This window comes from Bacillus sp. FSL K6-0073, from assembly GCF_038006085.1.
GTDB classification, from domain to species: Bacteria; Bacillota; Bacilli; order Bacillales; family Bacillaceae_G; genus Bacillus_A; species Bacillus_A cereus.
This window is the reverse complement of record NZ_JBBOUN010000001.1, coordinates 5,100,705-5,114,862: the sequence shown is the minus strand read 5'-3', so window position 1 is coordinate 5,114,862 and position 14,158 is coordinate 5,100,705. Positions and strand designations below refer to the sequence as shown.

The window sequence follows — 14,158 nt, the reverse complement described above, 5'->3', positions numbered from 1 at the left end:
AATGGTTTTTTTATTCTTAATTTACGCTATTATTGCAATTGCTTTTTTATACAATCAGCCTCTTAGTAATGGTAAAGAATCTGTATTAGTAGATGTTACCTTTTATCGATTTTTTCATGGAGTAGACTTTGTGGATTTATCTTATTTTTATAAGGAGGGGCGATTTTCTATCCCTTTTTATTGGATATTCTTTCAAATCACTCCTTTGTTGCTTGTAGGGAATTTTGCTTTTTCAGATATTCAACAGAATGGTGTTTATTTATTTCCTCGTGTTAAGAAGAAGCATTTTCTGTGGTTAACGAAAATATTATCTTTGTTTTTTTATATAATTATTATTTGGATTGGTATGTATTTTATTTGGTTTAGCGCTTACTATTTGCTTTCTTTAGGCGAGTATAATTTTTTGAATTTATATAGTCAATTTCCTTATAAGATATTAGGTACTATGCTAATTCAAATAATTATAAGCTTTTTATTAGCTTTGATTTTTGAGTTTTTAACTTTTTATATACCGATAACTATTGTTTTTGTACTAATGTTGTTGTACCTATTTTTGTCTATTTTCTTTCATAGTATTTATTTTTTAGGCTCTTTTGTTATGCCAAATCGTTGGTATTTTGTTGATCACAGTTCAATTCAATTGACTTTAGGTAATAATCAATCTATTCAATATAATAATTTACTTTTAATAGGAGTAGTAATTGTTGTTGTAATGATTTTATTAGGTAGTTTTTGTTTTAAAAAACTAGATGTGATAGGTGAATAATTTATGGACAATTATATTAAATGTGAATGTATGACGAAAAGATTAAAAGGAAATATTGTGTTAGATAATATTAGTTTGTCAGTAAAAAAAGGCGAATTTTTAGTTTTGAAGGGGCATAATGGCTCTGGTAAAACGATGATTTTACGCGCTATATCAGGGTTAATGCGCTTGAATTCTGGAGTTGTTTATATAGATAATGAAATAATTGGAAAATAAAAGCAATTTCCTGATTCTATGGGAATATTGATTGAATATCCAAGTTTTATTCCAGGGTATACTGGTTTTCAGAATTTGAAATTTTTATCATCGATTAACAATAAAATCTCCGATGAGGAGATTTATAATATTATTCAAAGGGTTGGACTTGATAAAACAGATAAGAGAAAGTATAAAAGATACTCTTTAGGTATGAAACAACGTTTAGGGATAGCGCAAGCTTTAATGGAACAACCAAAATTACTGTTATTAGACGAGCCAACTAATGCTTTAGATAGTGATGGGATAAAAGATGTTTTAGATATTTTGAAAGTAGAAAAAGCCAAGGGAACGACTATTGTTGTAGCCAGTCATGATGTGCATGTTCTAGATAATGAAATGGTAGATCGTATTGTACATGTTAATAATGGAAAGTTGGTAGATTAAGAGTGACGAGAAAACATATCTTAATAAGTATTGGATTATGTCTGTTGCTATGTATATTTGCTAGTTTATTAAGATTTAAAACATTAAATCTTAATAATGAATCTTATAAAGTGGTAAAAGATGAGTTTTTATCTAATAGAACTTTTGAAGATGGGCAAGGAGTTACGTTTCATGCACTTAATCCTCTTGATCCTACAAAAGTTTATGATCCCTATGAAGACCGTGAAGTAGTGACGTATGTTTTACCTTTAGATATTACAAATACAACAAATCGAGATATTAACTTGCTTAGTAATAAGTCTATTTCCGATACAATGTTTTATTCTAAAATAGGTGAGTTTTATAATTTAATCCCTTATTCAATGGAATTACCTAAAAAATATCAGTTTGATCCTGTAATACCTGCTGGTAAAACAGTACGAGGGTATATAGGGACAAATTATTTTATAGGAGATGACCCTTATAAAAATTATAAAAACTTTTCAAATGAATCAACTAAAGTGAAATTCATTTCTTGTATAAAGGATAAGAAAGGGAAATATCATGAATTAGAAATACCGATAAATTAATAAAATTTATGATTGATACAGCTATATTTTAATGGTGTTTGTAGATCTTGCAACATAACAATATCTTTTAAAGTCGGAGTTTTTTTGTAGGTGTAAGTATCTATGGATGCTGCACCTGCAAAGTTTCCGGCTTTTTGTAATTGTTGATTTAGATTTTATTAAGGAATTTCTGGTAGTCATATTCTTTAAAAGGAAACTTGAAAGAATATGACTTAGATTGAATACGAAATTTGTAACGTGAAATTGAAATAGCGAGACAGAGAAAAGGAACGTAACAAATGAAATAAAAACTTTTTTTGAATATAAGGCCCGACATCTTGCCGATTGTTGTCATAGTTATAAGACAAGTGTTACAATTATCATTAGGTATATACATTTTAGTTTTTTTAATTAGGAGAAAAATTGGCATAACATACATTTGATTTTTATAACGACTGATTGTAATAGAGAAAAAGAAAAACAATCGGAAGTTTTATTTTAATAAAAAGAGGAGCGTATTTCCTATGATCGGTATTTTAAAAAAGGTGTTTGATGTAAATCAACGCCAAATTAAACGTATGCAGAAAACAGTTGAGCAAATTGATGCATTAGAGTCATCTATTAAGCCACTAACTGATGAACAATTAAAAGGAAAGACGCTTGAATTTAAAGAACGTCTAACAAAAGGTGAAACAGTAGATGATCTACTACCTGAAGCTTTCGCGGTTGTTCGCGAAGCGGCAACTCGTGTTCTTGGAATGCGTCCATATGGCGTACAGTTAATGGGTGGTATTGCCTTACATGAAGGGAATATTTCTGAGATGAAAACGGGTGAAGGTAAAACGTTAACATCTACATTACCTGTATATTTAAATGCTTTAACAGGAAAAGGTGTTCATGTTGTTACAGTCAATGAATATTTAGCACAACGTGATGCGAGCGAAATGGGACAACTTCATGAGTTCCTTGGCTTAACGGTAGGAATTAACTTAAATAGTATGTCACGCGAAGAGAAACAAGAGGCTTATGCTGCTGATATTACGTATAGCACAAATAATGAGCTTGGATTCGATTACTTACGTGATAACATGGTTTTATATAAAGAGCAGTGCGTTCAACGTCCACTTCACTTTGCTATTATCGATGAAGTCGATTCTATTTTAGTCGATGAAGCACGTACGCCGCTTATTATTTCAGGACAAGCTCAAAAATCAACAGAGCTATACATGTTTGCAAATGCATTTGTTCGTACGTTAGAAAATGAAAAAGATTATTCATTTGATGTGAAAACGAAAAATGTAATGCTAACAGAAGATGGTATTACGAAAGCAGAGAAAGCTTTCCATATTGAAAACTTATTCGATTTAAAACATGTAGCACTTCTTCACCATATTAATCAGGGACTTCGTGCACACGTTGTTATGCACCGTGATACAGATTATGTTGTACAAGAAGGCGAAATCGTAATTGTAGACCAATTCACTGGTCGTCTTATGAAAGGTCGTCGTTATAGCGAAGGATTACACCAAGCGATTGAAGCAAAAGAAGGTGTAGAAATTCAAAATGAAAGCATGACGCTTGCAACAATTACATTCCAGAACTACTTCCGTATGTATGAAAAATTATCTGGTATGACTGGTACAGCGAAAACAGAGGAAGAGGAATTCCGTAACATTTACAATATGAACGTTATTGTAATTCCGACCAACAAACCGATTATTCGTGATGATCGTGCCGATTTAATCTTTAAATCAATGGAAGGTAAGTTCAATGCTGTTGTTGAGGATATTGTAAATCGTCATAAAAAAGGACAACCTGTTCTTGTAGGTACAGTTGCAATTGAAACTTCAGAGCTTATTTCAAAAATGTTAACGCGTAAAGGTGTACGTCATAACATCTTAAATGCGAAAAACCATGCTCGTGAAGCAGATATCATTGCAGAGGCTGGTATGAAAGGTGCTGTAACAATCGCGACGAACATGGCAGGTCGTGGTACAGATATTAAGCTTGGAGACGATGTGAAAAACGTTGGTTTAGCAGTTATCGGTACAGAGCGTCACGAAAGTCGTCGTATTGATAATCAGTTACGTGGTCGTGCTGGTCGTCAAGGGGACCCTGGTGTTACGCAGTTCTACTTATCGATGGAAGATGAATTAATGCGCCGATTTGGTTCAGATAATATGAAAGCAATGATGGACCGCCTTGGTATGGATGATTCTCAGCCGATTGAAAGTAAAATGGTTTCTCGTGCGGTAGAATCTGCACAAAAACGTGTTGAAGGAAATAACTATGATGCACGTAAGCAGTTACTGCAATATGATGATGTACTTCGTCAACAACGTGAAGTTATTTACAAACAGCGTCAAGAGGTAATGGAGTCTGACAACTTACGCGGCATTATTGAAGGTATGATGAAATCTACAGTAGAACGTGCTGTTGCCCTTCATACACAAGAGGAAATTGAAGAAGATTGGAACATTAAAGGTCTTGTTGACTACTTAAATACAAACCTTCTTCAAGACGGAGATGTAAAAGAAGAAGAATTACGTCGCCTTGCTCCTGAGGAAATGAGCGAACCGATTATCGCGAAATTAATAGAGCGATACAATGAAAAAGAAAAGCTTATGCCAGAAGAGCAAATGCGTGAGTTTGAGAAGGTTGTTGTATTCCGCGTTGTAGATACGAAATGGACAGAGCATATTGATGCGATGGATCACCTTCGTGAAGGTATTCATTTACGTGCTTACGGTCAAATCGATCCACTTCGTGAGTACCAAATGGAAGGATTCGCGATGTTCGAGTCAATGGTTGCCTCTATTGAAGAGGAAATTTCTCGTTACATTATGAAAGCTGAAATTGAACAAAACTTAGAACGTCAAGAAGTTGTTCAAGGTGAAGCTGTTCATCCTTCTAGCGATGGCGAAGAAGCAAAGAAAAAGCCAGTTGTAAAAGGTGACCAAGTGGGCCGCAACGATTTATGTAAATGTGGTAGCGGTAAAAAATATAAAAACTGCTGTGGTATCGTTCAGTAATATAGGACGGTAGCTTTGGCTGTTTTGCAAACTTTTATATCAAAAATGTATAATTAAGAAGGATTAAACTCTCTCCGTAATAAGTGGAGAGAGTTTCCCTTGTTTTCATACGAAAGTAATAGCAATTACATAGAGGTGAAGGAAATGGAATTAGTAGAAATTAGACAGGAATTAGAGAAAATGGCTAAGCGATTAGCGGCTTTTAGGGGGTCTCTTTGACCTCCCTACTAAGGAGAAACAAATTGCAGAATTAGAAGAAAAAATGATGGGCGCAGGATTTTGGGATGACCAACAAGGCGCACAAGCTGTAATTAATGAAGCGAATGCGTTAAAAGATATGGTTGGAAAGTTCCGTCAGTTAGATGAGACGTTCGAAAATTTAGAAATCACGCATGAGCTTTTAAAAGAAGAGTATGATGAAGATTTACATGAGGAATTAGAATCAGAAGTAAAAGGCTTAATTCAAGAAATGAATGAGTATGAGCTTCAGTTACTATTAAGTGATCCTTATGATAAAAATAATGCGATTTTAGAATTACATCCAGGTGCAGGTGGAACTGAGTCACAAGACTGGGGTTCTATGTTATTACGTATGTACACACGCTGGGCTGAAAAACGCGGATTCAAAGTAGAAACGGTTGATTATTTACCAGGTGATGAAGCTGGTATTAAGAGTGTAACTTTATTAATTAAAGGTCATAACGCTTACGGTTACTTAAAAGCAGAGAAAGGTGTACATCGTCTTGTACGTATTTCACCATTCGATTCTTCAGGGCGCCGTCATACATCGTTCGTATCTTGTGAAGTTGTACCAGAGTTCAATGATGAAGTTGAAATCGAAGTACGTACAGAAGACTTAAAAATTGATACGTACCGAGCAAGTGGAGCTGGTGGGCAGCACGTAAATACGACAGATTCAGCAGTTCGTATTACACATACACCGACAAATACGGTTGTAACATGTCAGTCGGAGCGTTCTCAAATTAAAAACCGTGAGCATGCGATGAAAATGTTAAAAGCGAAATTATATCAAAAGAAACTAGAAGAGCAACAAGCAGAATTAAATGAAATTCGCGGAGAGCAAAAAGAAATCGGATGGGGTAGCCAAATCCGTTCTTACGTATTCCACCCGTATTCTCTTGTAAAAGACCATCGTACAAATACGGAGGTTGGTAACGTACAAGCTGTTATGGATGGAGAGATTGATCCATTTATTGATGCTTACTTACGTTCTCGTATCTAATAAGCGAAAAAAAGCCAACGAAATTGTTGGCGCATGCTGAGGACAATAGAGGATATAAAGAATTTGATTCTATTTTTATAGATGAAGTAAAGAGGAAGAGAAGTTGGAAACGACAACTTCTCTTTTTGATGGGATTATATGTAGATTACAATGCTGTATATTGTTTTGTAAAAAGTAGAGAATAGTAAAATAGAGCGGTAATAGGGTAAAGATTTATATAGAACTTTTCTAATTTTCCTTTTAAAAAGGATACTTTATAGAAGTTTTTTAAGTTGTTCACAGAATTGAAACAACTTATGAAAGCTTTATTTTATCAAGGTTCTCACTGTATTTTTGAGGAATATGAAATACACCTTAGTTTTTCTATATAAAGATAATGCTTATAATGAAAATGAGTGTGTTAGGAATAAAAAGAATATCAACAATGGGGAGCGATAGAAGTGAAAAAGAAATTGTTGGCTATTGCGCTAGGGACATCGGTTGTTTTTGCTTTAGGAGCATGCGGAAATAAAGAAGAGAGTAAGTCTTCGAAACAGTCTGCAAGCACAGACAGCGCAGAACAAATTTTCCAAAGAAGTTGTGCGGGATGTCACGCAACAGATTTATCAGGGGCAACTGGACCTGATTTAAGAAAAGTAGGCGGTAAGTACGACGCTGCAGATATCGAAGAGATTATTAAAAAAGGCCGTGGTTCAATGTCACCAGGACTTATTCAAGGTGAAGATGCGAAAAAAGTATCTGCATGGTTAGCTGAACATAAATAAAAAGGTGAAATGGGCGAGTTGATAATATAGTCAGCTCGTTTTCCTTTTTTCTGGTATGTAACATAACTGTAACAAAAATGTATCCAAATTGGAAACCGTTTGATGTTACAATGGGGTTTGTAGAATTTTGCTGAAATATATTACATAGAGTGGTATTGCTTATGAGAAAGCATAAGTAAACTACCTTCAACAAGGATGACTAAATGAAAATGAAGGATGTCTTTTATTTTCAGATGTACAGAAAAGTATTTCGAAAAAAATCATTAAGTATTGGGTGATAAATAATGATAAAAATGACGAATGTTTATAAGGAGTACCCGAATGGTATGAAAGCCATTGCTGGTCTTACAGTTAACATTAAACAAGGTGAATTCGTATACGTAGTTGGACCGAGTGGAGCCGGGAAATCTACATTTATTAAAATGATGTATCGTGAAGAGAAACCATCTACAGGATCTATTAATGTAAATGGACTTACTATCGAAACATTGGCAGAAAGAGACGTTCCGTATTTTCGTCGTCAATTAGGTGTAATTTTCCAAGATTTCAAATTGCTGCCTAAATTAACGGTATATGAGAATGTTTCGTTTGCTTTAGAAGTAATTGAAGAAGAACCGGATGCAATTCGTGAGCGTGTAACAGAAGTTCTAGGTCTTGTAGGCCTTGAAGATCGTGCAGACGCACTTCCAAGTGAGCTTTCAGGTGGGGAGCAACAACGTGTGGCTATTGCAAGAGCAATTGTAAATAGACCAAAGGTTGTAATTGCCGATGAGCCAACAGGTAACTTAGATATTGAAACAGCTCTTGATATTATGAATATTTTTACTCGCATTAATGAGCGCGGCACAACGATCGTTATGGCGACGCATAATGCAGATATCGTAAATACAATCCGTCATCGTGTAATCGCGATTGAAGGCGGAAAAATTGTTCGAGATGAGATTGAGGGAGGATACGGATATGAAGGCTAAGACCCTTAGTCGACATTTGCGAGAAGGTGTAAAGAATCTATCACGTAACGGATGGATGACATTTGCTTCTGTTAGTGCAGTAACAGTTACATTATTACTTGTAGGTGTCTTTTTAACAGCGATTATGAATATGAACCATTTTGCGACGAAAGTAGAGCAAGATGTAGAGATTCGTGTACACATTGATCCAGCTGCAAAAGAAGCGGATCAAAAGAAATTAGAAGAAGATATGAGTAAGATTGCAAAAGTAGATTCTATTAAATATTCTTCTAAAGAAGAAGAGTTAAAACGTTTAATTAAAAGCTTAGGTGATAGTGGAAAAACGTTTGAGTTATTTGAACAAGATAACCCACTTAAAAACGTATTCATTGTAAAAGCAAAAGAACCAACCGATACAGCGACAATCGCGAAGAAAGTTGAAAAAATGCAGTTTGTTAGTAATGTTCAGTACGGAAAAGGGCAAGTTGAACGATTATTTGATACTGTAAAAACTGGTCGTAACATTGGGATTGCGTTAATTGCTGGTCTTTTATTCACAGCGATGTTCTTAATCTCTAATACAATTAAAATTACAATTTATGCTCGTAGTACAGAAATTGAAATTATGAAACTTGTTGGTGCAACAAACTGGTTTATTCGTTGGCCATTCTTGCTAGAGGGATTATTCTTAGGAGTATTAGGATCAATTATTCCAATTGGCCTAATTCTAATTACGTATAATTCGTTGCAAGGTGTGTTTAACGAAAAACTTGGCGGAACAATTTTCGAGCTTCTACCATACAGTCCGTTCGTATTCCAATTAGCTGGTTTACTAGTGTTAATCGGTGCTTTAATCGGTATGTGGGGAAGTGTAATGTCAATTCGTCGCTTCTTAAAAGTATAAAAAGTTGCAAACATAATTCGTACAAGCTTATCATATAGTAGAAATAGGTAAAGGCATCACACACTGTGTGATGCCTTTTGCTACACCACCTGTGTGTTTTGGAAAGGGGAATTCCGCATTGAAACGTAGAGTTGCAATTATTGGAATGGTTGTTGCATTTTTAATTGGTGCTGGCGGAATGTTTGCAGGCATGTCTGTATTTGGGGTTAACCCATCAGAAGTAACGCAAACAATTTCGAGTGGGAATGCTAGCACTGCGCAAGGGAATTTGGCAAAAATTAATGAGGCGTATGCACTAATTGATTCACGTTATGTGGAAGACGTGAAAGATGAAAAGTTAGTTGAAGGTGCAATACAAGGTATGTTGTCTACGCTGAAGGACCCTTATTCCACGTATATGGATAAAGAAACAGCCAAACAGTTTAGTGAATCGCTTGATCCCGAATTAGAGGGGATTGGGGCTGAGGTGAACAAGACGGACGGTAAGCTTATTATCGTATCGCCAATTAAAGGTTCACCAGCAGAAAAGATAGGAATTAAACCGAATGACCAAATTTTATCTGTAGATGGAAACAGTGTGAAAGACTTATCACGTGAAGAAGCAGTATTAAAAATTCGTGGTAAAAAGGGAACGACTGTCGCAATTGAAATTAAACGTGCGGGAGTAACTGATCCGATCGTATTTAAAATTAAGCGTGAAAAGATTCCAATCTTTACAGTATTTAGTTCTGTGAAGCAAGAGAGTGGAAAAGATATCGGTTATATGCAAATCACTTCTTTTGCTGAAAATACAGCGAAAGAATTTAAGGATCAGTTAAAAGAGTTAGAGAAGAAAAATATAAAAGGCTTAGTTATTGACGTGCGTGGTAATCCTGGTGGCTATTTAAATAGTGTAGAAGATATACTAGGGGAAATTATGACGAATAAAAAGCCGATGCTACAAGTAGAGCAGCGAAATGGTGAGAAGAAGAAATTCTCTACGGAACTGAAAGAGAGAAAACCATATCCAATTTCAGTATTAATTGATAATGGAAGTGCTTCTGCTTCAGAGATTTTAGCGGGTGCGCTAAAAGAAGGAGAAGGATACGATTTAATTGGTGAAAAGACATTTGGTAAAGGTACTGTCCAGCAAGCTGTTCCATTTAAAGACGGCAGCAACATTAAATTAACGATGTTTAAATGGTTAACACCGGATGGGAACTGGATTCATAAAAAAGGAATCGCGCCAACAGTAGAAGTGAAGCAACCAAATTATTATCATGCGACACCAATTCAAATTGAAAAAACACTTTCATACAATTCAAATGATGTACAAGTAAAACATGCTCAAGAAATGCTTAAGAGCTTAGGGTATGTACCAGGTCGTGAAGATGGATACTTTAGTAAAGAGACAGAATCGGCTCTGAAAGCATTCCAAAATGCAAATGAGATGGAAGCGACAGGACAGCTTGATAAAAAGACAGCTGAAGCGATTCAAACTAAAATTATCGAAAAAATTCGTTCTGGAGAAAATGATCTACAATTACAGTCAGCATTAAAATTAATGGCAAAATAAGAAGAAATACAGGCAGTTTGCTGCCTGTATTTTTTTGTGTTAAACAAACGTTTGTTTAGTTATGATAATATAAAAAGAAAGAATGATATAAATGGTGGTGAATGAGTTCATGGAGGCGTGGATTTTTGAAATAATGCGGGCAGTTGGACGTTTTTTCTTACACCCTGCTGTCTATATATTTGTAATAAGTAGTATCTTCGTTGGATACTTACGTATGTTAAGAGAACGAAAAGATTTTTCTTTTAAAGTTTATGATATTTGGTTTGAACTGCGAACCTCTCTATTTGCAGGGATTGGATACGGATTAGTAGTATCTATTGTTACGATTGGGCTTGGACTTGTTGTTTCTAAAGCGAGCTTATGGGCCATTTTAATTTGGACGTTACTATTTGGATTAACGGCTATGTATCGATATTTATCGGCGGCTTATACATTTAGCATTGCGATTGTATGTGTTCTATTATCTTCTAAGCTACCAGTTTCCTTTTTACAGCTTCGAGAAGGTGAAGAGAGTACCATTGTATCCCTTGTTATTTTACTAGGCGTTATGCTTATTGTAGAAGGCTTATTGATTTCTAAAAACGCAGTAGGATATTCGACGCCGAGGATTAGGAAGGGGAAGCGTGGATTAAAGATTGGTTTACACGAATCAAAGCGTTTATGGATCGTTCCTATTTTTATTCTTGTACCGGGTGATGCGGTAACGCAGTTTATTTCATGGTGGCCTGTCGTTTCAATCGGTTCAAATACATATTCTCTATTCCTCGTTCCATTTTTAATTGGATTTATGAGAAAGATTAAAAGTTATGAGCCGACGGAAGCTTTATTATTTACAGGAAGACGTGTTTATGGATTAGCAGGACTTGTGCTCATTTTAGGAATCGCAAGTTATTGGTGGCACGTACTTGCAATTATCGCGATGGGAGTCGCAATGCTTGGGCGTTTCACAATCTCGATGCAAGAGAAAATTGCCGATGAAACAAGACCAGCATATTTTGCTGCACGCAATGATGGGCTCGTTGTACTAGATACAATTCCAAATACAATTGGAGCAGAGCTGAAATTACTACCTGGAGAAATTATTACGAGAGTAAATGGAGTTATTCCAAAAAGCGCTGAGGAATTTTATGATGCGCTTCAAACGAAGACGACAGGAGCATTTTGTAAATTAGAAGTATTAGATACAAATGGTGAGCTTCGTCTTGCACAAACTGCATTATATGCTGGTGGGCATCACGAATTAGGTATTGTATTCGTTGAGCAGGAGCACGAGTGGGATTCGGAAGCGATGTAATAGAAGGAAAGGTATCACCTTGTGGTGGTACCTTTTTTGTTTTTTGGGGGGAGGATAGTTAGTAAATGAAATTTATATCGGCGATTATCCGAATATATCAGCGCAACTTGAAATATATCGGCGATTTTGCAAATATATCAGCGCAACTCGAAATATATCGGCGACTATTCGAATATATCGACTTTCCAGCAAAAAACGACAACTATCGCAAAGCTTATTTTCAGTTTCATAGACGGATAACTTGAATAATTATTTGATAATGGTTATCATTTAGGGAGTCTTTTTAATTTTGGAAAATGGAGGTAAGATATGCTGCGTAAATTTTTCTCGTACTATAAACCGTATAAAGGTTTATTTATACTCGACTTTTCTTGTGCGGTTGTCGCAGGATTATTAGAACTCGGCTTCCCGCTTATCGTAAATCAATTTATTGATAAGTTATTGCCAGGGCAAAACTGGACGCTTATTTTATGGGCTTGTTTCGGTTTACTCGCAGTTTATATGTTAAATGCAGGCTTACAATATGTCGTTACATATTGGGGACATATGCTTGGTGTTAACATTGAAACAGATATGAGGCAGAAATTATTTGATCATATTCAAAAGCTATCATTCAGATTTTTTGACAATAATAAAACAGGTCATTTAATTTCCCGCCTTACAAACGATTTAATGGAAATTGGGGAAATTGCTCACCATGGACCGGAAGATTTATTTATCGCCGTAATGACTTTAGTTGGGGCATTTTCATTTATGATGATGATTAACTGGAAGTTAGCGTTATTAACGTTCTTCGTCATTCCATTCCTATTATGGTTAGCACTTTACTTCAATAAAAAAATGACAGGTACATTTAGACGTTTATTCTCAGACGTTGCTGATTTTAATGCATGCATTGAGAACAATGTTGGGGGAATTCGTGTTGTACAAGCATTCGGAAATGAAAAGTTTGAGAAAGAGCAATTTGCTGTCAACAACGCTCGTTTCCGTACAACGAAATTAATGGCGTATAAAATTATGGCGTTAAATTCATCGATTAGTTATATGCTCATGCGGCTCGTAACGCTCTTCGTCTTAATATGCGGTACATGGTTTGTTCTGCAAGGAGAATTAACGTACGGTGGATTTATCGGATTCGTTCTATTAACGAATATTTTCTTCCGCCCAATTGAAAAAATTAACGCGGTAATCGAAAGCTATCCGAAGGGAATCGCTGGTTTTAAAAGGTATGTAGAGCTTCTTGAAACAGAGCCTGACATTGTAGACTCTAAAGATGCAATGGAAGTTAAACATGTACATGGTGATATTCAATATAACAACATTACGTTCGGATATGAAAATAAAGAACCAATTTTAAATGACATTAGTTTGAAAATACATGCAGGTGAAACGGTTGCGTTCGTTGGACCATCAGGAGCTGGGAAAACGACGTTATGTAGCCTATTACCACGTTTTTATGAGCAATCATCTGGATCAATTCAAATTGATGGGATTGATACGAAAGATATGACATTATCTTCACTTCGTAAGCAAATTGGAATTGTGCAGCAAGACGTGTTCTTATTTTCAGGAACAATTCGTGAAAATATCGCTTACGGAAATTTAAAGGCATCAGAGCCTGAAATTTGGCAGGCAGTAAAACGTGCGCAGTTAGAAGATTTAATTTACTCACAGCCGGAAGGTTTAGATACTGTTATCGGTGAGCGCGGCGTGAAACTTTCAGGTGGACAAAAGCAGCGTCTAGCTATTGCTCGTATGTTCTTGAAAAACCCACCAATTTTAATATTGGATGAAGCAACTTCTGCACTAGATACAGAGACAGAACTTGCGATTCAAAAATCGCTTGCTGAATTAGCTGTCGGTCGCACAACGCTAGTTATCGCTCACAGACTTGCAACGATTAAAAATGCAGATCGCATCGTCGTTGTAAATAAAGATGGCATTGCAGAACAAGGTTCACATAATGAATTAATTGAGCAAGGTGGAGGATACAGTAGGTTATACGAAGCTCAGTTTAGTTCGTAAATATAATTTGTACTGAATTAGTGCACCATAAGTAGGTAAAAATCTCATATGGGAGGCTATAAAGTATGATTGTAACAACAACGTCTACAATTCAAGGAAAAGAAATTATTGAGTATATTGATATTGTCAATGGAGAAGCGATTATGGGCGCGAATATCGTTCGTGACCTTTTCGCTTCTGTTCGTGACGTTGTCGGCGGTCGTGCTGGCGCTTATGAAAGTAAATTAAAAGAAGCGCGCGACATCGCAATGGAAGAGATGAAAACTTTCGCAAGACAAAAAAATGCAAATGCAATTGTTGGTATTGACGTGGATTACGAAGTAGTTCGCGAAGGTATGTTAATGGTTGCGGTGAGCGGGACTGCTGTCCGTATTTAAAGTAAAAGCCGTGCTGATGCACGGCTTTTTACTTTGTATGTCGAAGTTTCAATATTTC

General features: G+C 35.8%; 11 protein-coding genes and 1 pseudogene. All 12 read left to right on the top strand.

Going from position 1 to position 14,158, the window contains the following annotated elements:
* Position 1 precedes the first annotated feature (1 nt).
* The 12 genes and pseudogenes from MHB52_RS26585 to MHB52_RS26530 all read left to right on the top strand — a co-directional run bounded on the left by MHB52_RS26585 (position 2) and on the right by MHB52_RS26530 (position 14,100).
* Complete coding sequence (locus MHB52_RS26585; protein ID WP_061664422.1) at positions 2-766, top strand: hypothetical protein; 765 nt, start codon at positions 2-4, stop codon at positions 764-766.
* Between the two features lie 3 nt (positions 767-769).
* Positions 770-1,408: pseudogene (locus tag MHB52_RS26580) on the top strand (ATP-binding cassette domain-containing protein).
* A 41-nt stretch (positions 1,409-1,449) separates the two neighbouring features.
* Positions 1,450-1,977 (top strand): hypothetical protein, encoded by a 528-nt coding sequence (locus MHB52_RS26575; protein ID WP_033668381.1) that lies wholly within the window; start codon positions 1,450-1,452, stop codon positions 1,975-1,977.
* 503 nt (positions 1,978-2,480) lie between these two features.
* A complete protein-coding gene (gene secA / locus MHB52_RS26570; protein WP_000579387.1) occupies positions 2,481-4,988 on the top strand; it encodes a preprotein translocase subunit SecA in 2,508 nt (835 codons plus the stop codon).
* 144 nt (positions 4,989-5,132) lie between these two features.
* A protein-coding gene (gene prfB / locus MHB52_RS26565; RefSeq protein ID WP_154698677.1) for a peptide chain release factor 2 occupies positions 5,133-6,231 on the top strand; the annotation gives its coding sequence in 2 pieces (ribosomal slippage) (positions 5,133-5,204 and positions 5,206-6,231; 1,098 coding nt in all).
* A gap of 440 nt (positions 6,232-6,671) precedes the next feature.
* Positions 6,672-6,995: a cytochrome c551 gene (gene cccB / locus MHB52_RS26560; RefSeq protein WP_000727970.1), complete on the top strand. Its 324-nt coding sequence runs from the start codon at positions 6,672-6,674 to the stop codon at positions 6,993-6,995.
* 284 nt (positions 6,996-7,279) lie between these two features.
* Positions 7,280-7,966 (top strand): cell division ATP-binding protein FtsE, encoded by a 687-nt coding sequence (gene ftsE, locus MHB52_RS26555; protein ID WP_000594321.1) that lies wholly within the window; start codon positions 7,280-7,282, stop codon positions 7,964-7,966.
* Positions 7,956-8,849, top strand: coding sequence for a permease-like cell division protein FtsX (gene ftsX, locus MHB52_RS26550; RefSeq protein ID WP_000645025.1), 894 nt, complete (start codon positions 7,956-7,958; stop codon positions 8,847-8,849). The genes ftsE and ftsX overlap by 11 nt, the downstream gene beginning before the upstream one ends.
* A 118-nt stretch (positions 8,850-8,967) precedes the next feature.
* Positions 8,968-10,404 (top strand): S41 family peptidase, encoded by a 1,437-nt coding sequence (locus MHB52_RS26545; protein ID WP_000830313.1) that lies wholly within the window; start codon positions 8,968-8,970, stop codon positions 10,402-10,404.
* A gap of 109 nt (positions 10,405-10,513) precedes the next feature.
* Positions 10,514-11,698 (top strand): PDZ domain-containing protein, encoded by a 1,185-nt coding sequence (locus MHB52_RS26540; protein WP_061664406.1) that lies wholly within the window; start codon positions 10,514-10,516, stop codon positions 11,696-11,698.
* A 309-nt stretch (positions 11,699-12,007) separates the two neighbouring features.
* Entirely contained in the window at positions 12,008-13,723 is a 1,716-nt protein-coding gene (locus tag MHB52_RS26535) for an ABC transporter ATP-binding protein (protein WP_000944624.1), read from the top strand.
* 65 nt (positions 13,724-13,788) lie between these two features.
* Positions 13,789-14,100, top strand: coding sequence for a heavy metal-binding domain-containing protein (locus tag MHB52_RS26530; protein ID WP_000637523.1), 312 nt, complete (start codon positions 13,789-13,791; stop codon positions 14,098-14,100).
* Positions 14,101-14,158 lie beyond the last annotated feature (58 nt).

What these genes read in the sequence shown, in the direction of transcription:
- MHB52_RS26530 (WP_000637523.1), top strand. Translation starts at nt 13,789, where the DNA reads ATGATTGTAACAACAACGTCTACAATTCAAGGAAAAGAAATTATTGAG.
- ftsE (WP_000594321.1), top strand. Translation starts at nt 7,280, where the DNA reads ATGATAAAAATGACGAATGTTTATAAGGAGTACCCGAATGGTATGAAA.
- secA (WP_000579387.1), top strand. Translation starts at nt 2,481, where the DNA reads ATGATCGGTATTTTAAAAAAGGTGTTTGATGTAAATCAACGCCAAATT.
- MHB52_RS26535 (WP_000944624.1), top strand. Translation starts at nt 12,008, where the DNA reads ATGCTGCGTAAATTTTTCTCGTACTATAAACCGTATAAAGGTTTATTT.
- ftsX (WP_000645025.1), top strand. Translation starts at nt 7,956, where the DNA reads ATGAAGGCTAAGACCCTTAGTCGACATTTGCGAGAAGGTGTAAAGAAT.
- MHB52_RS26585 (WP_061664422.1), top strand. Translation starts at nt 2, where the DNA reads ATGGTTTTTTTATTCTTAATTTACGCTATTATTGCAATTGCTTTTTTA.
- MHB52_RS26540 (WP_061664406.1), top strand. Translation starts at nt 10,514, where the DNA reads ATGGAGGCGTGGATTTTTGAAATAATGCGGGCAGTTGGACGTTTTTTC.